The sequence below is a fragment of the Duganella sp. BJB1802 genome (genome assembly GCF_013369445.1).
GTDB lineage: Bacteria > Pseudomonadota > Gammaproteobacteria > Burkholderiales > Burkholderiaceae_D > Rugamonas > Rugamonas vulcania_A.
This window is the reverse complement of record NZ_JABWEF010000027.1, coordinates 50,913-68,915: the sequence shown is the minus strand read 5'-3', so window position 1 is coordinate 68,915 and position 18,003 is coordinate 50,913. Positions and strand designations below refer to the sequence as shown.

Sequence of the window (18,003 nt, the reverse complement as noted above, 5' to 3'; positions counted from 1 at the left end):
CTTCCTCTCATGCCGGCAGCGCCGCCGGCTGGGCGCGCTTGTCGACGAATTTGCGGACATAGTCGTCCGCCGGGGCGCCCAGGATTTCGTCCGGCGTGCCCACCTGCACCAGCTTGCCGTCGCGCAGGATGGCGATGCGGTCGCCCAGTTTGAGCGCCTCGTCCAGGTCGTGGGTGATGAAGATGATGGTCTTGTGCAGCGTCGCCTGCAGCGCCAGCAGCTGGTCCTGCATGTCGTCGCGGATCAGCGGGTCGAGCGCGCTGAAGGCCTCGTCCATCAGCAGCACGTCGGTGTCGGCCGCCAGCGCGCGCGCCAGGCCGACCCGCTGGCGCATGCCGCCGGACAGCTCGTCGGGATATTTGTCCTCGTAGCCCCTCAGGCCGACGCGCGCCAGCCAGGCGGCGGCGCTGGCGCGGGCCTGCGCCTTCGGCTCGCCGCGCGTCAGCAGCGCGAAGGCGGCGTTCTCCAGCACGGTCTGGTGCGGCATCAGGCCGAAACCCTGGAACACCATGCTGATGCGGTGGCGCCGCAGCGCGCGCAGTTCGCGCTCCGGCATGGCCAGCACGTCGCGGCCGTCGACCAGGATCTCCCCGGCGCTGGGATCGATCAGGCGGTTGAAGTGCCGCACCAGCGTCGACTTGCCGGAGCCGGACAGCCCCATGATGACGAAGATCTCGCCGGCCTGGATGTCGAGCGAGACGTCGATCAGGCCGGCATTGCAGCCGGTTTGCGCCAGCACCTCGGCCTTGCTGGCGCCGGCCCGCAGCAATTGCAGCCCCTGCCGCCAGCGCGCGCCGAACACCTTGCTGACGTTCTTGACCTGGATTTTGTAGGGAATCATTGGCTGGCCTTGCTTGCTTGGGTGATGCGTTGACGGCGGTCCCTGCCGTAGCCCTGGGTGATGCGGTCCATCACGATCGCCAGGATGACGATGGCGATGCCGGCCTGCAGGCCCTTGCCGATGTTGACGGTCTGTATGCCTTCCAGCACGTCCTCGCCGAGGCCGCGCGCGCCGATCATGGAGGCGATCACGACCATGCCCAGCGCCATCATGATGGTCTGGTTCAGGCCGGCCATGATGCTGGGGCGCGCCAGCGGCAGCTGCACGGTGACCAGCAACTGCCAGCGCGTGGTGCCGAACGAGCGCGCCGCCTCGGTCAGCTCGCCGCTGACCTGGCGGATGCCCAGGTCGGTCAGGCGTATCAGCGGCGGCGCCGCGTAGATGATGGTGGCCAGGATGGCCGGCACCTTGCCCAGTCCGAACAGCATCAGCACCGGCACCAGGTAGACGAAGCTGGGCATGGTCTGCATCACGTCCAGCAGCGGCATCAGCAGCCGGCGCAGGGCGTCGCTGCGGGCGCTGAGGATGCCCAGCGGCAGCGCCAGCAGCACCGAGATCAGCGTGGCCACCAGCACCAGCGCCAGGGTCTGGATCAGCTGGTCCCACAGGCCGAAGCAGCCGACCAGCAGCACGCAGGCGGTGAAGCCGGCGGCGTGGCTCCAGCGCCGCGTCGCGTGCAGGCTGAGCAGGAAAACGCCGGCCAGCACCAGCCACCAGGGCAGGGCCCGCAGCGCGCCCTCGAACGGCACCAGCACGTGGCGCAGCAGCCAGATCGAGCTGTCGTGGAAGGCGTCGCCGAAGCGGCTGTTGATGGCGTCGACGGCGTCGTTGATCGGTTCGACCAGGGAAATGTTGAGCGCTTCAGGGAACGATGGCATGCAAACCTCACTTGAGCGTGGAACTGATGTGGGCCGCGACCGCGGCCGGCATCCAGGCCTGCCAGATGGCGGGCTGGCGCTTGAGGAAGAGCACGGCCAGGGCCGGCGCTTCCAGTTTCCTGGCCTCGCGCTCGGCCAGCAGCGCGTTGAGCAGGTCGACCGGCACGTTCATCTTTTCGAACAGCGCGGCCAGCGCCGGATCGGCGTCGTGGAAGGCGCGCGACAGGCCGACCCGCAGCCGGTTGGGCGGATTGACCGTGCCGCAGGGATGCGGGTTGTTGGGCGTGGTCAGCGTCTCCCAGCAGGCCTGCGAAAAGGCGGGCTCGTCGAGACGGATGAATTTGTAGCGCCCCATCATCGCGGTCGGGCTCCAGTAGTAGAACAGCACCGGGCGGCCGCGCTGCACCGCCGAGGCGATCGCCGCGTCCAGCGCCGGCCCGGTGCCGGGACGGAAGTTGACGTAGCTCTCGCCCATGCCGTAGGCCTTGAGCTTCTGCGTGTTCACACCCTGGCAGGTCCAGCCGCTGGGACAGTTCAGGAAGCGGCCCTTGTCCGGCTCCTCGTCGTCCATGAACAGCTCCTTGTATTTCGGCAGGTCGGCCACCGAGCGCAGGCCGGGCGCGGACGCCTTGATGCCGCGCCGGGCGTCGCCCTTGACCAGGTACTCGGGCACATACCAGCCCTCGGAGGAATCCTTGATGATGTCGCCCACCGCCATCACCTTGCCGGCTTTGGCCGCGTCGTTCCAGGCCGTGCTGCGGCCTATCCACTCCTCGGCGAAGACCTGGATGTCGTTGCGCGCCAACGCCAGTTCCATGGCGATGCTGGTGCCGGGCAGGGCGTCGGTCTTGCAACCGTAGCCCTGTTCCAGCACGTAGCGCATCACCTCGGTCAGGAAGCGCGCGCTCTCCCAGTTCAGGCCGGCGAAATTGACGGTCTTGCCGCTGGCGCACCAGGGCGAGGCCGGCGCTGGCGCCGCATGGGCGGCCGGCGCGGACAGCGTCAGCGCGGCGGCGGCCGCCAGCGCGGCGGCGAGGTGGCGGGAGGTCTTCATGTCAGAAGCGCGCCTTCACGCGGACCCCGATGGTGCGCGGCCGGGCCATGTACAGCGTGTCGCCGGGCTGCAGGCCGTTCGGGTCGCGGGTCACGTCGACCACCTTGGTGCGGTTGCCCAGGTTGGTGCCGAACAGGCCGAACTCATACTTGCCCGACTTGTACGACAGCGCCGCGTTGAGCATGCTTGACGATGGGATTTCCGCATAGTTGCTGCCGGTCGGCGCGAAGTCGGTGTAGGAGTTGCCGCGATAGGAATAGGTCGCCGCGATGCCCACCTCGTCGTTGTCGGCCAGCGGCACCGTGTAGTTGAACGACAGGCTGGCGGTGATGCGCGGCGCGTACGGCGTGCGGGTGCCGGCCGGCGCCGATTGCGCCGCCAGCGGCGTGACGATGTCGGTGCGGGCCTTGGCGTCGGTGTAGGCCGCGTTGAAGCCCAGGCTCATGCGGCGCGCCAGCTTGACCATCGACTCGATTTCCAGGCCCTGGCTGCGGATCTTGCCGGCGTTCTGCGTGTAGTAGTAGGAGCAGGGCAGGTAGTTGGCGACCTGGACCTTTTCCCAGTCGATGAGGAAGGCCGCCAGGTTCAGGCTCACGCGCTGGTTGAGGAAGGTGTTTTTGGAACCCAGCTCATAGCTCCACAGCTGGTCGGGGCCGAAGCTGGCCGGGGCCTGGATGCCGCACAGGGTTGCCGGCACCGGCTGGTTGTTGCCGCCGTAGCGGAAGCCCTTGCCGGCCTGGGCGTAGAGCAGGTGCTCCGGGTCCAGGTGGTAGGCGGCGGCGAAGCGCGGGTTGCCGCCGCGCGCGCTGGCCTTGCTGTTGACGATGTTCGGCGTGCCGACCGGCGCGTCGACCGTGGCGGCCGGCGTGTTGCCGTAGTAGCCGGTGAAGCGCAGCTTGAAATCCTCGGACTCGGTGAACAGGCGCACGCCGGCCGTCAGGTCCAGCTTGTCCCACAGCGTGTAGGTGGCTTCGGCGAACAGCGCGGCCTGGCGCGAGCGCGACTGCTGGGTGCCGGAGAACTGGTCGTCCTTGCCGAAGGCCAGGTCGTTGGTGAGCGAGCTGTAGCCGGGGAAGCCGTAGGCGTCGGCGTAGCGCGCGTCCATGCCCGGCGTCGGTTCGTCTTCCCAGAAGTCGCGCTTGCCGGCTTCGAGGAACAGGCCGGCGGTCCATTTCAGCGGGCCGGCGTCGGTCGAGTTGAGGCGGAACTCCTGCGCGAAGTCCTGCAGCTTGTTGGCGATGGTGTAGTCGGCCTGGATCAGGCTCTGGCCGGGGAAGATGAAGGCGGTGGTGTTGTACTCGTCCGATTTGCGGTACAGCGTCTTGCGGTGCACGAAGGTGGTCGACGACACCAGTTCCGCCCCGGCCAGCTTGTAGTTGACGGCCAGGTTGTAGAGCTGCATGTCGTCCTTGGTTTTCTGCTCGGTCATGGCGCTGGTGGTGAACGGCGCCAGGCCGCTGAAGGCGCCGTTCAGGCCGCCGTCCATGGAAGAGGCGGTGATGCTGGCGTCCACCGTCAGGTCGGGCGAGGCCTGCAGGCGCATCGCCACGCGGCCCTGGTCGGTGTGGGTGTCGTTGGTGCGCTTGCCGTTCAGGATGTTCTTGACGTAGCCGCTATCCTCCCCGGTGTAGCCGGTCACGCGCAGGCCCAGCACGCCTTCCTTGACGGGGACGTTGACCATGCCGCGCAGGTTGCCGTTGGCGCCGCCGTTGCCGGAGGTGCGGGAGCCGACGGCCTCGAACGAGCCGAACAGCGAGTCGGGATCGGGCTTCTGGGTGATCTGGCGGATGGTGCCGGCCATGGCGCCGGCGCCGTACAGCGTGCCCTGCGGGCCGCGCAGCACCTCGATGCGCTCCAGGTCCAGTACCTTGAGGTCGGGATTGCCGGACTTGAGCGTGACCGGCATGTCGTCGACATACACCGCCACCAGCGAGGCGTCGGCGATTTCCGACGGCGTGATGCCGCGCACGACCAGGCCGCGCATGGTGATGTTGTTGACGCCGGGGCCCTGTTCCTGCATGTCCACCGAGGGCGCGATGCGGGCGATGTCCGCCAGGCCCGACAGGCCGAACTTGGCCAGGCTTTCCGGCTTGATGGCGGTCAGCGCCATCGGCACCTGCTGGATTTCCTCGGCGCGGGCCGAGCGCGACGCGGTCACCTCGACGCGCTCGATCTGGTCGGCGCGGTCGGGCGCCTGTGTCTGTGCCTCTACGATGGCGCTGGCCGAAACCATCGCCAGTGCACTCAACCCCATCAGTTTGTTCCCCATTGTGTCTTTCCTTCTTGAACAGTTACATGAAATTGCACCATCACGCAGCGGCGCGTCACCAAAATGGAGCGGCCACTAGACCTCGCGGAGGCGGACTGAATTGCATGGGACGCTAATTTGTCTATACAGGTGAAAATTATTGTCTATACAAATGGCTCGACGACAAGCTTATAGAGCAGGATGCGTGCCAGCTACAGGATCAACGAAGGTGCGATAACACGAGCTGATGCGCCGTTGCGCCCGGTAGGGCAGGCCGGCGGAGAGATGTTCCGGGATGAAACTAGGCTAACACGGTTGTTTTGAGTTGTATATACAATTTGAGGCTTGCCGGATGGGTGTTGTGTTTACGTCAGATGCGACGAGGCCGCGGCGCTGCTGGAAGGCGCCGCGCGGCTTGCTCGTCCACCGTGTTACGGATAGCTGAAGAAAATGAAATGGATGGCGTTGAGTGCGAAGTGCACGAGGATGGGCGCTTCGATGCGCCGGGTGGCGTGGTAGGCGTAGGCGTAGCCCAGGCCCGCGAGGGCGGCCAGCGCGGCGTACGCCGGGCCGCCCGCCAGGTGCGCCGCGCCAAACAGCAGCGCCGAACAAACCAGCGCCACCCATGAGCCGTGGCGTACGCCGGACAGCGCCGACGCCAGCCGCGCCTGCACGAAGCCACGGAAGAAGGCTTCTTCGGCCACGACGGTAAAGCACAGGTTCACCGCGAGGAAGGTCGGCGTGACCGTGGACACCTTGAACGCCGGATGCACGAAACCGGCGCCGGTGGCCACGGCCATCACGGCCGCCACGGTGATCAGGAGCACCGGCCAGGTCTGCTTCAACGCGGCGCCCAGCTCCGGCCACGACGTCGCACGCCGGCAGATGAAGGCCAGCAGGATCAGGCCGACCGCGCCCTTGTCGAAATTCGCATACTGCGTGAACGGCTTGCCGCCGTCCGAGAACACCGCCCCTGCGATCACCACCGGATTGTCAAAGCCCGGCAGCTTGTGGATCGCCAGCGCGAACGCCAGCACCAGCGTGAGCACGCCGAACAATATTCGCAAAAATTTTTGAGAAACGCCATCGGTCAGCCAGGCCAAGCCGGCGAACAGGGCCAGCGCCACCAGCGCGGGCGCCTGCAGCACGCCGGCCTGCCAGCCGCACAGCAGCGCGGCTGCAAACACGGCTTGCCAAGGCGCGAAAGGCCGGCGCGACGAGGATTGAAGCCAGACAGCCCCCACGGAGAGCGCGAGGGCGACAAAGGTCAGCAGAGTGAGTAGAGGCATTATTGAAGGAATCGGTGAGTTGAGTTTCCTTCAATAATATCATCGGGCTAAGCCGCTTAGAATTTATAGGCAATGCCGGTCATCAGCATTGGCGTGGTCTTGCGCTTGGTCAGCGGGCTGTCGGCGGCGTCGCCGGTCAGGTGCGAGAAGCCGGCGGCGGAGTGCACCGACCAGTTCTTGTCCAGCACGTGGTTCCAATTCACGCCCATCGTGATGTTGGTGAAGCCGGACTTGGGAGTGTAAGCCTGGTAGCCCGAGGCGGCGCTCTGCGCGGCGGTCACGCCGAAATAGGTCTGCATGTGCTTCTTGTCGGCGTACTCGGTCGAGGCGCTCAGGCCGACCTGGTCGCTGGCGGTGGTGTACAGCGGCATCGACGCGCCCAGGCTGTAGGTGGCGCCGTGATCGCGGTGCGCCAGGTTCTGCGTGGTGCTCAGGCTCAGGCCGACGGTGCCGACCTGGTAGCTGGCCGCCAGCACGGCCTGCGCCGCGCCTTCGATGTCGCCCATGCCCTTGAGGGCATCCGAGCCGTCGAAGACATTGCGCTTGTGGTCGGCGCGCGCGCCGCCGTAGGCCAGCGCCGCGCTCAGGCCGACGCCCGAGACGCTGGTCTGGAAGCCGACGCCGCGCATGGTGCTGAGGAAGATGCCGTTGTTGAAGGTGCGTTCGAGGTAGGGCAGCGGCACCACGCGGCTCTTCTTGGCGCCGGCGTATTCCGGCACATAGGCCAGGCCTGCGCCCAGGGTCAGGCTGTCGCCGGCGGCGGGCGCGGTCTGCGGGCCCGACGAGGACGGCAGTTCGAGAGCGTCGGCGTAGCAGTTGCTGCTGACGGCACAAAGAGAGGCGAGAGCGAGGGTGGCGGCAAGGCGCATGGAAGATCCTGTGGTGTGGTGGTTCGGAGGTCCGCCGGCGCGTGGTTGGAGGTGGCCCGGCGTATGACGGAGCGAAGTGTCGCAACATTTCCTGTCCGCCGCTATCAGCTTGTCTGAAGTATCATCTGCTGAATTCTTTGGTACCGCGCGGCGGTGCCTGACACTGGATATCCGGAGCCGACCATGTCCCTGACCCTGTACTACCACCCGCTGGCCTCGTTCTGCCACAAAGTGCTGATCGCGCTGTACGAAAACGCCACCCCTTTCGACAAGCGCCTGATCAACCTGGGCGAGGAGGGCGACCGCGCCGAGTTGGAGGCGATCTGGCCGCTGTGCAAATTCCCGGTGCTACGCGACCACGAGCGCGGCCGCGACGTGCCGGAGACGTCGGTCATCATCGAATACCTGGACCGCTATTTCCCCGGCCCGCAGGACTTGATCCCGGCCGACTGGGAGGCGGCGCTGGACGTGCGCCTGTGGGACCGCTTCTTCGACCACTATGTGCAGGAGCCGGTGCAGACCATCGTCGGCGCCCACCTGAGCGGCATGCAGTGCGACCAGACCAGGGAACGCACCAAGCTCAAGACGGCCTACAAGATGATCGAGAAGCGCATGGCCACGCGCCGCTGGATGTGCGGCGACGAATTCAGCATGGCCGACTGCGCGGCGGCGCCCGCGCTGTTCTACGCCGCCACGCTGCTGCCGTTCCCCGAGGAATACCAGCAGCTCAACGACTACTTCGAGCGGCTGGTGACGCGGCTCTCGGTCCAGCGGGTGCTGGACGAGGCCAAGCCCTATTTCACGATGTACCCGTTCGTCGACGACATTCCGGAACGGTTCCTGTAGGCGGCGCTCAGTTCTTGTTGCCCTTTTCGTCGGCGCTCTGCATCGAGGCCGGCTGGGCCATCGAACCGCTTTGCGCCGCCACGTTGGCGAACTGCCGCGATTGATCGTGGATTTCCTTGGCCATCGCCTTCTGCGTGCGCAGCTGCTGGTCGGCCTGGGCGGCGGCCTTCTGGGTGACCGCCACCGCCAAGTCCGAGGCGGTGCGGGCCGCCTGCGGCGCATGCTGCTGCACCACCTGGTTGATGCTGGCCTGGAAGTCGGTGGCGACCTGGTTCACTTGCTGCTGCCAGCCCTGCAGCTTCTGCATCAGCTGGTCGGCGCCGGGGACATCGCCGGCGGTGCGCTCGCCGGCCGGGGTCAGCAGGGCGGTGCGGCAGGCTTCGGTGGAAGCCTGGAGCCAGTCCCTGCCGAACTGCAGGTTCACATCGGACAGTTGGCGCACCGATTGCAAGGCTGCGAGGGTCAGGTCGCTGAAGTAGTCGATACGGGCTTCCACGTGATTCTTTGCCGCTGGCGAAATGGTTTCCACAAACGAATTCATGTACTTCTCCTGGTGGGTGTGGGGCCAAACTGGAGGTGCTCGCACAGGCGCTCTGGCCGGACGCCTGCGCTGTTATCTTCGCAGGTCGCACGGCTTTTTGCCACACCAGAGCTTGCGGGCATGATTCGTTAAACGAGGTCAACAGATTATCCGCTTCGCCACGCGCTTGTCCGTCTCGCCACATAGCGATGGACCGGCGCGCGGCCGCTGCGCTAAGGTGGCGCTGTCTCTATCAAACATGAAAGCCACCCATGAAAAGAAGAAGCCTGCTCAAGTCGATGGCGGCCTTGCCGCTGATGTCGCTGACCACCTTGCCTGCCTGGAGCGCCGCGCGCGCCGCGCCGCGCCGCCGCGTGCGCCCGGGCGACGCCGGCTGGCCGTCGGCCGCCGCGTGGAAGCAGCTGGGGCAGCGCGTCGATGGCCGCCTGCTCAAGCTGGACGCGCCGTTCGCCGCCTGCGCCGGGAGTGCGGCCGCGCCGGCCTGCGTGGCCGCGCTGGAGCAGCTCACCAACACCTACGCGATCGGCGACCAGCCGGCGCTGACCCAGACCAGCGGCTGGCTGGACGCCTGGTCCTCGCAGCCGAGCGCCTACGCGGTGGCCGCGCGCAACGCGGCCGATGTGGCGGCGGCGGTCAACTTCGCGCGCGAGCATAATCTGCGGCTGGTGGTCAAGGGTGGCGGCCACAGCTACCAGGGCACGTCGGACGCGCCCGATTCGCTGCTGGTGTGGACCCGCCAGATGAACGAGGCCACCTTGCAGCCGGCCTTCGTCGCGCAGGGCTGCGACGACGCGCCGCAGCCAGCCGTCACGCTGGGCGCGGGGGCGATGTGGATCGACGCCTACGACGCCGTCACCACGCGCGGCGGCCGCTACGTGCAGGGCTGCGGCTGCACCAGGGTCGGCGTGGCCGGGCTGGTGCAGAGCGGCGGCTTCGGCAGCTTCTCGAAGAACTACGGCACCGCCGCCGCCGGCCTGCTGGAGGCCGAGGTGGTGACCGCCGACGGCCAGGTACGCATCGCCAACGCCCGCACCAATCCCGAGTTGTTCTGGGCCTTGAAGGGCGGCGGCGGCGGCAGCGTCGGCGTGGTCACGCGGCTGACGCTGCGCACGCGCGAACTGCCGGAGCACTTCGGCGCCGTGTTCTTCACCATCAAGGCGGCGTCGGACGAGGCATACCGTGCGCTGATCGCCCAGGTGGTGGGGTTCTACGCCAGCGCCTTGTTCAATCCGACCTGGGGCGAGCAGATCGGCTTCAACACCGGCAACACGGTGGATGTGTCGATGGTGTTCCAGGGCCTGGACCAGAAGCAGGCGGAGGCTGTGTGGGCGCCGTTCCTGGCCTGGCTGGGCGAACGGCCCGAGTATGCGCTGGAACAGCCGTTCCGCGTGGTAGCCCTGCCTGCGCGGCAGTTCTGGAACCTGGCCTTCTTCAAGAAATACGCGCCCGGCTTCATGCTGGCCGACGAGCGTCCCGGCGCGCCGGCCCACCACGGCGTGTGGAAGGGCGACGCGGCCGACGCGGGCTGGTTCATCCACGGCTACCAGTCGGCGTGGCTGCCGGCCACCTTGCTGGCGGCCGAACAGCAGGCGCAGTTGACCGACGCGCTGTTCCGCGCCACGCGGCACTGGCGCGTGGGCCTGCACTTCAACAAGGGCCTGGCCGGCGCCTCGGCCGCCGATCTGGCCGCCGCGCGCGACACGGCCATGAATCCCGATGTGCTGGGCGCGTTCGCGCTGGCCATCATCGCCGGCGGCGACGGCCCGCGCTATCCGGGCATGCCGGCTGCCGCCGACGCAAAGGACGCGAAATCGGCCGCGCAGCGAGGCCGCGAACGGGCCGCCGCCATCGGCCGGGCGATGACCGCGTTGCGCCAGGCCGCACCGAAGGCCGGCTCCTATGTGTCGGAGAGCGACTACTTCATCGCCGACTGGCAGCGCGCATTCTGGGGCGCCAACTACGAGCGGCTGGCGCGCGCCAAGCGGCAGTACGATCCTGATGGCCTGTTCTTCGTGCGCCACGGCGTCGGCAGCGAAGCGTGGAGCGACGACGGCTTTACCCGCAAGGCCTGACGCTTCTCACTGCGCCACCGGGGACGCGCGGCGCGGCACCAGCAACAGCTCCTGCTGGCGCCCGCCGATGTAGCGCACGCCGGCCTGGTCGAAGTACGCGTCCTCCTCCAGCATCATGCGAACCGGCTGCGCGTAACCCGCAATCTCCGTCGCCGCACTGAGCTCGATCGAGTACGCGGTGCGGTAACGCAGCGCCTCGTCGCCGCTGCCCGGCACACCCTCCTGCATGTCCCACATGCCGATGGTGGGGCCGGCCGCGTGGCCGTGGTAGCCGATCGGATGGGTGTAGATGACCGGGTTCAGATTCTCGGCGCGCCCCTGCGCCAGCGCCGCCGCCAGCACCTGGTTGCCCGTGCGGCCCTGGCGGAACTGCGCCGTCAAGATGTCCTGCAGACGATTGGCGCGCGCGAAGGCCTGCGCCAGCGCGGCCGGCGCGGCGGTTTCGCCGGGCTTGAGCACATAGGCATGCTGCTGCACGTCGGTGTTCAGGCGCAGGTAGGTGATGCCTATGTCCACATGCAGCAGGTCGCCGGGCAGGATCACGCCGCCATCCGGCTGCTCCTTGCCCTGGCGCTGGATCTCCACCGACGGATGGAACCACGTGTCGTAGCCCAGGTCGCGGATCTTCTGGCGGAACCACCACACCACATCCTCGCTGGTGGTGACGCCGGGCGTGATGACGCGTTCTGAAAATCCTTCGGCGATGATCCGGTGCGTGGCCTCGATCATCTGCGGATAAATCCGCATTTCGCTGTCGGTGCGGGTCTCCAGCCAGCGCACCGCCAGCGGCTCGGCCGACACCACCCGGGCGCGGTACTCGGCCGGCAGCACCTGCAGCAGCTCGTTGTAGTCGGTGTGGTCGATGCCATCGGCGTGGCCGAAATAGCGCGAGGTGTCGAGCGCGATCTTGTGCGGCTTGCGCTGCCGGACCAGCGCCGCCAGCGCATCCCACTGCCCGGGGAACTGCTTCATGTCCCACGCCGCCGTGATGCTGTCGCCGACATTGTAGCGCGCCACCGCCAGCCGCTCCACGCGGCCGCTGGACGGATCGCGGTAAAACAGCAGCACCGTGCGGCGGCGCGCGTTGAGCCACTCGGCCGGCAGCATGGTCTTCAGCACCGGATCCTCGTTGTATTCACGCGAGACCACGATCCACATATCGATGCCGGTCTGCGCCATCATGTCCGGCAGCAGCGTGTCGAAGCGTTCGGCCAGCAGCTGGTTGATCACGGCCGCCTGTTCGCGCAGCGGCAGCACCTGCGCCGGCGCATGCGCGGCAGCCAGCAGCAGGGAGAGGGCAAGGAGATATTTTTTCATGCGCCCATTTGAACACAGCGCGCGGCGAAGTCAATCAGCCGGCTGCGCACTTGCCAAAAATATATGCTTGCGCTAGGCTGGGAGCCATGTCCACTCAAGGAGGAACCATGACGTCGATTTTCTACCTGCACGGCGGCCCTGGCATGAGCGTTGCAGTCGAACGCACGCGCTACCCGCAGGCGCAACAGGTGCAATGGTGGCAGCAGCCGCCGGCCGGGCCATGCGCGCCGCATCCCTACCTCGACCTGCTGGAAGCCGCGCTGGTGGAATTCCGCCGCAGCGTGAAGGCGCATGGCGCGCCAATGACTTTGATGGCCAGCTCCTTCGGCGCGCACCTGGCCACCCATCTGGCGCAACACGCGCCCGAGTCGGTGGAGCGCGTCGTGCTGCTGGCGCCGACCTACAATCCCGAGCAGGCCGCGCTGCGCCTGGCGCGGCGCGCGCTGGCGCTGCACGCCGGCCACGCCGATGCGGATAAGGTGACGGCGGCGCTGGCCGCATACGACGCGGCGCCGGGCCGCGCGCGCTTCTGGGAGGTGTTCGGTGCGCTGCAACTGCTGCCGGACGTGCCGGCGCTGTATTTCGGCCCGCAGGCGGGCGACGCGCCGCGCCATTTCGTCGAGGTTTTACAGCAGCCGGGTGGATTCGACGGCGTGAGCGCGGTCGCCATCTCGGACGATTTCGCCGCCACCTTCCGCGCGCCTGGCCGCAGCGCCTTCAATGGTCCGGTGTCGGTGCTGTTCGGTCGCCACGACCCGATGATCGACGCCGAACACGATGGCCCGATCTGGCGCGCCATCTTCCCGCAGGCCAGCCTGCGCATGGTCGACAGCGGCCACTTCCCGCTGCTGGAAACCTCGCTCGAAGCCTGCCTGGCATAGCCGACGTCATTCCCGCGCAGGCGGGAATCCATGCCGAGTATCCTGTCCCGCGCCGTATGGGTTCCCGCCTGCGCGGGAACGACGTCGCTTGGCGGCTCAGCGCGAGAAGTACGCGTCGATCTCCTCCAGCGTCTTGCCCTTGGTCTCGGGCAGCAGGAAGGCGGCGGTGAGGAAGTACAGCAGCGCGCAGCCGGCGCCATAGAAGAACAGTGTGGCGTAGCCGTACTGGCCGACGGTCGGCAGGAACACCGCCGCGATCACGGTCGACACGAACTGGTTGATCAGCAGCGCCACGCTCATGCCGTTGGACCGTATGCGGTTGGGCATGAGCTCCGACAGCGCCAGCCACACGCACACGCCGGGGCCGACCGCGAAGCTGGCGACGAACAGGCAGATCGCCAACGCCACCAACCAGCCGTGCGAGGCGGGCGGCACCGCCGAGAGGTGCGCCTGCTCGATGCGCAGCGGCGCGCCGGCCGCTTCGGCCGGATCGGCAAAGGGATTCAGATGCAGGCGGCGGAAGAAGGCGCCGATGACGCTGTCCGCCTGCACCGTGTCCTCACGCGCCACGCGCAGCAGCGGCAGGGCCGGATCGTCGCTGCGGCGGCTCTGGACATTGGTGAACGGGCCGTAGGAATAGGCGATCGACAGCTGCATGGCGGCGCTGTCGGCCGGCGTGGCGCCCAGCGTGCGCAGGGTCTCCGGGTCGAGACGCAGTTCCAGGCCGTCGCCGTGGGCGCGTGCCTGCAGCATGGCGGAGACGTCGCGCTGCTCGCCCTCGACGCTGCGGAACAGCAGACCGGCCACCACCAGCGCCACGACGATGCCGCCGGTGCCGAGCATCATCAGGAACTTGCGGCCCTTGCGATCGACCAGCGCCACCGCCACCACCGTCAGTACCGCGTTGAGCACCTTGAGCGCGACGTCGGCCATGTTGGCCGTGGCGCCGGGCAGGCCGGCCTGGTTCAGGATCGTGACCACATAGGCCAGGATGGAATTGATGCCGGTCGCCTGCGTCAGCGCCAGCACCAGGCAGGCCAGCAGGAAGGGCAGCACGTAGCGGCGGCTCAGCAGACGGTCGCCATCCACCGCGCCGCCGTCCGCGGCGGCGGGCGACAGCGCCTGTTCGATCTCGCGCAGTTCCGCGTCCGCCTCGGCGGCGGGACGGGTGCGCAGCAGCGCGGCGCGGGCCTGCGCGATGCGGCCCTTGCGCGCCAGCCAGCGCGGCGACTCCGACAGCAGCAGGCCGCCCAGCGTGAACACCACGCCCGGCGCAAGGCACATCCAGAAGATGCTGCGCCAAGCATGGTCCTTGGCTGCGAACACCGCGCCGGCACGCGCCGCCGCCTCCAGGTTCTGGGCGGCGGCGGTCGCGGTTTCCACCTCGCGCGCCTGGAACAATCCGATCAGCGCGGCCGCCACCAGGCCGATGGTCAGCAGCAGCTGGAACAGCGCCGCGCCGCGCCCGCGATGGCGCGCGTGCAGGCACTCGGCCAAGTACAGCGGCACCACCACGCCGATCAAGCCGCCGCTGATGCCCTGCAGCAGACGGCCCAGCATCAGCGCCAGGTAGCCGTCGGCCAGCGCGATCAGCGGTATGCTCGCGGTGAACAGCGCGCCGGCCAGCACCATCGCCGCGCGACGCCCCACCAGGTCGGCCAGCGCGCCGGCGAACAACGACGACAGCACGGAACCCAGCAACACCGCCGCCACGATAAAGCCCAACTGCTGCGCGCTCAGCTTCCATGCCACCGACGCTGTCGATTCCAGGTAGGGCAGGGCGCCGGCGATGATGCCGACGTCGATCCCGTACAACAGCCCTCCCATCCCGGCTATGAACAGCAGAAAGCCCATGGCACGGGCGGGGGCGTTGGACAGGGTGGCTTGCATCGGGACTCCGTTCAGTGGGAAGTTAGATCGATGGCCTGGCCTTCAACGAAGACGGCCACCGGCTGCAGGTCGGCGTTGAGGACAACGATGTCGGCCCAGGCGCCCAGCGTCAGGCGGCCCCGTTCCGGTTCGCCGATGTAGTCGGCGGGGTAGAGCGACAGGCGGTTGGAGGCGTCGGCCAAATCCAGCCCGAGGCCGACGAAATTGCGCAGCGCCTGGTCCATGGTCAGCACCGATCCGGCCAGCGAGCCGGTGGCCAGCCGCACGCAGCCCAGGCACTTGTAGACGCGCTGGCTGCCCAGGCCATACTCGCCGTCCGGCATGCCGGTGGCCGAGGTGGCGTCGGTCACGCCGTACAGGCGCGGGATGGCGCGCAGCGCGGCGCGGATCGCGCCCTCGTGCACATGCTGCAGGTCGGGGATGATCTCGGCGTATTCGGCATGCGCCAGCGCGGCGCCGGCGATGCCGGGATGGCGGTGGTTGAGCGCCGTCATGCCGTTGAACAGGTGGGTGAAGCCGGCCGCGCCGGCGTTGAGCGCCGCCACGCCGTCCTCGTAGCTGCCGTTGCTGTGGCCCAGCTGCACGCGGATGCCCATCTGCTTGAGCATGGGGATCAACGCCAGGTGGCCGTCCACTTCGGTGGCGATGGTCAGCGCGCGGATCGGCGCCAGCTCGTGGTAGCTGCGCACCAGCTCCAGGCTGGCCACCGCCACCGCGTCGGCCGGCTGCGCGCCCAGCTTGTGGATGCTCAGGAACGGGCCTTCCAGGTGCACGCCCAGCACGCGCGCGCCGCCGGCCGGACGCTCGGCGATCACGCCGGCCAGGCCGGTGAGCGCGCGGCGGATCGAATTGTCGGTGGCCGTCATGGTGGTGCCCAGCAGCGCCGTGGTGCCGTGGCGCGCGTGGCTGCGCGCCACCGTGGCGCCGGCGTCGCCGCCCTGCATGATGTCGACGCCGGCGGCGCCGTGCACGTGCAGGTCGATGAAGCCGGGCAGGATGGTCAGGCTGGTGTCGGCTTGCGCGTCGGCCTGGATGGATTGGATGCGCTGGTCGAAGGCGATGCTGCCCGTGATCCAGCCTTGTGGGGTAAGGATTTTGCCGCTGATTGACACTTTTATTCCGCTATCAGGAGTTCGATGCCGGCCGCCAGCAGGCCGTCGCGGTATTCCGCGCTGATGCTGGCGTCGGTAATGACGGTGTGGACGCGGTCCAGCTGCACGATGCGGTGCAGGCTGACACGCCCGAATTTGGAGGCGTCGGCCAGCACGATGATCTTCTTGGCGCGCTCCACCATCTTGTGGTTCAGGCTAGCCTCGGCCTCGTGGTGGGTGGTGACGCCGAACTGCAGGTCGAGGCCATCGACGCCGAGGAACAGCTTGTCGAAGCTGTAGGCCTGCAAACAGGCCTCGGCCTGCGTGCCCTGGATCGACAGCGATTGCTTGCGCAGCAGGCCGCCCGTCAGTATCAGGTCGACGCCGGGGGCGTCGGCCAGCTCCCAGGCGATGTTCAGGCCATTGGTCATCACCGTCACGTTCTGCGCCTCGCGCAGGTGGCGCGCCAGCGAGATGGTGGTGGTGCCCGAATCGATGATGATGTTGTCGCCCGGTTGCACCATGCGCGCGGCCCAGGCGCCGATGCGCTCCTTCTGCTCGTGGTTCAGCGCGTCCTTCTGCGGGATGGTCTGCTCGGGCGGCGGCGTGCGCGCCAGCGTGGCGCCGCCGTGGCTGCGCGTGGCCAGGCCTTGGGATTCGAGCGCACTGAGGTCGCTGCGGATGGTGACGGCGGACACGCCCAGCTGGTCCACCAGCGCGGCCACCTGGACCGAGCCGTGGCGGGTGAGCGCCTGCAGGATGGAGGCGCGGCGTTGACTGGTATTTCGCATTGTTCTGCTGTCGGATGATCAAAGATGTCGAGCTTAACAGATCGCGGCCGCGCTGCCAGCAGGCGCGGGGGCATTTGACGCGGAATCGTGCGCGTTGTTGCGGTCGCAGGCGCGCGCATATTGCGCCAGCACGCGGCCGATTTTGTGCTCCAGCAGCGCGCCTGCCTTGGCGGTCAACTGGCCTTGCAGCACCTGCAGGTACTGCTCCGGCAGGTGTTGGCTCAGCAGCGACAACGGGATCGTCAGCGCATCGAGGTTGGCGCACAGGCGCTCGACGGCGGCCGTCACCGCCGGTTCGCCCCAGTAGTAGCGGCAGCGGTCACTGAGGCCGTAGCGGCGCAGCAGGCGCTGTTCGGCGCCGCTTCCGGGGTAGTGCTTGGCCCAGTGCTTGGGCTGCGCCAGCATGGTCTCGTCCAGCACCTGCATCAGGCGCGAGGCCTGGCCGGCCGGCACCAGCTCCTCCTCGATGCGGCACAGCGCCTGCAGGCCCTCGCGCAGCGCGAAGGTCGCGGCCGGGCCGACCTTGAGGATGGCGAAGTGGTCGCGCACCATTTCGTGCAGCGCCGATTCGCGCTGGTAGTCGGTGGAGTGGGCCTCGAACACCAGGCCTGGCTGGCCGGCCACGAAGGCCGACAACGTACTTGCCTGCGCCGCGTCGTAGTGTTGGATCTGACTGTGGTCGAAGTCCACGCCAGGCTGCACCACCATCGCGATCACGCGGCGCCAGGCATCGTGCAGCTCCATCGCGAAGAAGGCCATGCGATGCACGTCCAGCGTGCGCGCGGCGGCCTTGGGGGAGGTGACCGCGCCGGCCTGCGCCAGGTTCGCCTCGCCGCCGGGGATCGGTACTTCGGTGCCGATCACGTACACCGGCGGCGGCAGGCCGGCCTGCGCGGCCGCCTGCTCGGCCACCGCGCACAGGCGCGCCGAACGCGCGGCGATGGTCTCGTCGCTCAGGTGCTGCGGATCGTCGGCGCAGCGCATGCTGCAATCGAGGTGGATCTTGTGGAAGCCTGCGGCGGCGTAGGCGGCGATCAGCGTCTCCGCGTTCTGCATGGCGGTGGCCGCGTCCAGATGCTGCCAGGCGTTGGGGCCGAGATGGTCGCCGCCCAGCACCAGCCGCTCCGGCGGGAAGCCCTGGTCCCGTGCCAGCTGGTGCACATAGTCGTGGAAGGCGGACGGCGTCATGCCGGTGTAGCCGCCGAATTGGTCCACCTGGTTCGAGGTCGCCTCCACCAGCAGCACGGTGCCGTAGTCGGACGCCACCCGCATCGCCGCGCGCAGCACGCTCGGATGGCTGCAGCACACGCTGTACAAGCCGACGGCCTCGCCGCGCCGGTGGGCGGCGACGATCTGCTGGACAGGGGACAGGGATTCGGTAGTTTTCATGGTCGC

General features: G+C 68.1%; 15 protein-coding genes. 3 read left to right on the top strand and 12 right to left on the bottom strand.

The genetic code is table 11. The features are described 5' to 3' along the window. Window positions 1-7: 7 nt before the first annotated feature. From HUX88_RS29640 to HUX88_RS29615, 6 genes are all read right to left on the bottom strand, one after another. Window positions 8-841, bottom strand: a complete 834-nt coding sequence (locus HUX88_RS29640; protein WP_117009876.1) for a glycine betaine/L-proline ABC transporter ATP-binding protein — start codon at window positions 839-841, stop codon at window positions 8-10. Further along, window positions 838-1,719, bottom strand: a complete 882-nt coding sequence (locus tag HUX88_RS29635) for a proline/glycine betaine ABC transporter permease (protein ID WP_117009877.1) — start codon at window positions 1,717-1,719, stop codon at window positions 838-840. The genes HUX88_RS29640 and HUX88_RS29635 overlap by 4 nt, the downstream gene beginning before the upstream one ends. Before the next feature lie 7 nt (window positions 1,720-1,726). After that, window positions 1,727-2,773: an ABC transporter substrate-binding protein gene (locus tag HUX88_RS29630; RefSeq protein WP_117009878.1), complete on the bottom strand. Its 1,047-nt coding sequence runs from the start codon at window positions 2,771-2,773 to the stop codon at window positions 1,727-1,729. 1 nt (window position 2,774) lies between these two features. After that, window positions 2,775-5,042, bottom strand: a complete 2,268-nt coding sequence (locus HUX88_RS29625; RefSeq protein WP_176364078.1) for a TonB-dependent receptor — start codon at window positions 5,040-5,042, stop codon at window positions 2,775-2,777. Window positions 5,043-5,452: 410 nt separating this feature from the next. Continuing rightward, window positions 5,453-6,310: a CPBP family intramembrane glutamic endopeptidase gene (locus HUX88_RS29620; RefSeq protein WP_176364077.1), complete on the bottom strand. Its 858-nt coding sequence runs from the start codon at window positions 6,308-6,310 to the stop codon at window positions 5,453-5,455. A gap of 56 nt (window positions 6,311-6,366) precedes the next feature. After that, window positions 6,367-7,179, bottom strand: a complete 813-nt coding sequence (locus HUX88_RS29615) for a MipA/OmpV family protein (protein WP_176364076.1) — start codon at window positions 7,177-7,179, stop codon at window positions 6,367-6,369. Window positions 7,180-7,362: 183 nt separating this feature from the next. On the opposite strand from HUX88_RS29615, the gene HUX88_RS29610 reads away from it, so the two are divergent. Then, complete coding sequence (locus tag HUX88_RS29610) at window positions 7,363-8,025, top strand: glutathione S-transferase family protein (RefSeq protein WP_176364075.1); 663 nt, start codon at window positions 7,363-7,365, stop codon at window positions 8,023-8,025. A gap of 7 nt (window positions 8,026-8,032) precedes the next feature. Here the strand turns inward: HUX88_RS29610 and HUX88_RS29605 are convergent, their stop codons facing one another. Then, complete coding sequence (locus HUX88_RS29605; protein ID WP_117009883.1) at window positions 8,033-8,566, bottom strand: hypothetical protein; 534 nt, start codon at window positions 8,564-8,566, stop codon at window positions 8,033-8,035. A gap of 251 nt (window positions 8,567-8,817) precedes the next feature. Between HUX88_RS29605 and HUX88_RS29600 the strand changes: the two genes are divergently transcribed. Continuing rightward, window positions 8,818-10,638, top strand: a complete 1,821-nt coding sequence (locus HUX88_RS29600; RefSeq protein WP_176364074.1) for an FAD-dependent oxidoreductase — start codon at window positions 8,818-8,820, stop codon at window positions 10,636-10,638. A 6-nt stretch (window positions 10,639-10,644) separates the two neighbouring features. On the opposite strand, the gene HUX88_RS29595 is transcribed toward HUX88_RS29600, so the two are convergent. Then, a complete protein-coding gene (locus HUX88_RS29595) occupies window positions 10,645-11,955 on the bottom strand; it encodes a M24 family metallopeptidase (RefSeq protein ID WP_176364073.1) in 1,311 nt (436 codons plus the stop codon). A 107-nt stretch (window positions 11,956-12,062) separates the two neighbouring features. Here HUX88_RS29595 and HUX88_RS29590 point away from each other — a divergent pair, with 107 nt between their 5' ends. Further along, window positions 12,063-12,836, top strand: coding sequence for an alpha/beta fold hydrolase (locus tag HUX88_RS29590; protein WP_176364072.1), 774 nt, complete (start codon window positions 12,063-12,065; stop codon window positions 12,834-12,836). Between the two features lie 96 nt (window positions 12,837-12,932). Here HUX88_RS29590 and HUX88_RS29585 read toward each other — a convergent pair whose 3' ends face one another. The 4 genes from HUX88_RS29585 to HUX88_RS29570 are packed head-to-tail and all read right to left on the bottom strand — an operon-like array spanning window position 12,933 to window position 17,997. Then, window positions 12,933-14,726: an MFS transporter gene (locus tag HUX88_RS29585; RefSeq protein WP_117009887.1), complete on the bottom strand. Its 1,794-nt coding sequence runs from the start codon at window positions 14,724-14,726 to the stop codon at window positions 12,933-12,935. Window positions 14,727-14,737: 11 nt separating this feature from the next. Further along, window positions 14,738-15,844, bottom strand: a complete 1,107-nt coding sequence (nagA, locus tag HUX88_RS29580; protein ID WP_176364082.1) for an N-acetylglucosamine-6-phosphate deacetylase — start codon at window positions 15,842-15,844, stop codon at window positions 14,738-14,740. After that, window positions 15,841-16,608 (bottom strand): DeoR family transcriptional regulator, encoded by a 768-nt coding sequence (locus HUX88_RS29575; protein ID WP_117009889.1) that lies wholly within the window; start codon window positions 16,606-16,608, stop codon window positions 15,841-15,843. The genes nagA and HUX88_RS29575 overlap by 4 nt, the downstream gene beginning before the upstream one ends. Window positions 16,609-16,641: 33 nt before the next feature. Then, the gene (locus HUX88_RS29570; RefSeq protein WP_176364071.1) at window positions 16,642-17,997 is read right to left on the bottom strand and encodes a D-tagatose-bisphosphate aldolase, class II, non-catalytic subunit; all 1,356 of its coding nucleotides are present in this window, start codon (window positions 17,995-17,997) and stop codon (window positions 16,642-16,644) included. Window positions 17,998-18,003 lie beyond the last annotated feature (6 nt).

What these genes read in the sequence shown, in the direction of transcription:
- HUX88_RS29640 (WP_117009876.1), bottom strand. Translation starts at nt 841, where the DNA reads ATGATTCCCTACAAAATCCAGGTCAAGAACGTCAGCAAGGTGTTCGGC.
- HUX88_RS29635 (WP_117009877.1), bottom strand. Translation starts at nt 1,719, where the DNA reads ATGCCATCGTTCCCTGAAGCGCTCAACATTTCCCTGGTCGAACCGATC.
- HUX88_RS29630 (WP_117009878.1), bottom strand. Translation starts at nt 2,773, where the DNA reads ATGAAGACCTCCCGCCACCTCGCCGCCGCGCTGGCGGCCGCCGCCGCG.
- HUX88_RS29625 (WP_176364078.1), bottom strand. Translation starts at nt 5,042, where the DNA reads ATGGGGAACAAACTGATGGGGTTGAGTGCACTGGCGATGGTTTCGGCC.
- HUX88_RS29620 (WP_176364077.1), bottom strand. Translation starts at nt 6,310, where the DNA reads ATGCCTCTACTCACTCTGCTGACCTTTGTCGCCCTCGCGCTCTCCGTG.
- HUX88_RS29615 (WP_176364076.1), bottom strand. Translation starts at nt 7,179, where the DNA reads ATGCGCCTTGCCGCCACCCTCGCTCTCGCCTCTCTTTGTGCCGTCAGC.
- HUX88_RS29610 (WP_176364075.1), top strand. Translation starts at nt 7,363, where the DNA reads ATGTCCCTGACCCTGTACTACCACCCGCTGGCCTCGTTCTGCCACAAA.
- HUX88_RS29605 (WP_117009883.1), bottom strand. Translation starts at nt 8,566, where the DNA reads ATGAATTCGTTTGTGGAAACCATTTCGCCAGCGGCAAAGAATCACGTG.
- HUX88_RS29600 (WP_176364074.1), top strand. Translation starts at nt 8,818, where the DNA reads ATGAAAAGAAGAAGCCTGCTCAAGTCGATGGCGGCCTTGCCGCTGATG.
- HUX88_RS29595 (WP_176364073.1), bottom strand. Translation starts at nt 11,955, where the DNA reads ATGAAAAAATATCTCCTTGCCCTCTCCCTGCTGCTGGCTGCCGCGCAT.
- HUX88_RS29590 (WP_176364072.1), top strand. Translation starts at nt 12,063, where the DNA reads ATGACGTCGATTTTCTACCTGCACGGCGGCCCTGGCATGAGCGTTGCA.
- HUX88_RS29585 (WP_117009887.1), bottom strand. Translation starts at nt 14,726, where the DNA reads ATGCAAGCCACCCTGTCCAACGCCCCCGCCCGTGCCATGGGCTTTCTG.
- HUX88_RS29575 (WP_117009889.1), bottom strand. Translation starts at nt 16,608, where the DNA reads ATGCGAAATACCAGTCAACGCCGCGCCTCCATCCTGCAGGCGCTCACC.
- HUX88_RS29570 (WP_176364071.1), bottom strand. Translation starts at nt 17,997, where the DNA reads ATGAAAACTACCGAATCCCTGTCCCCTGTCCAGCAGATCGTCGCCGCC.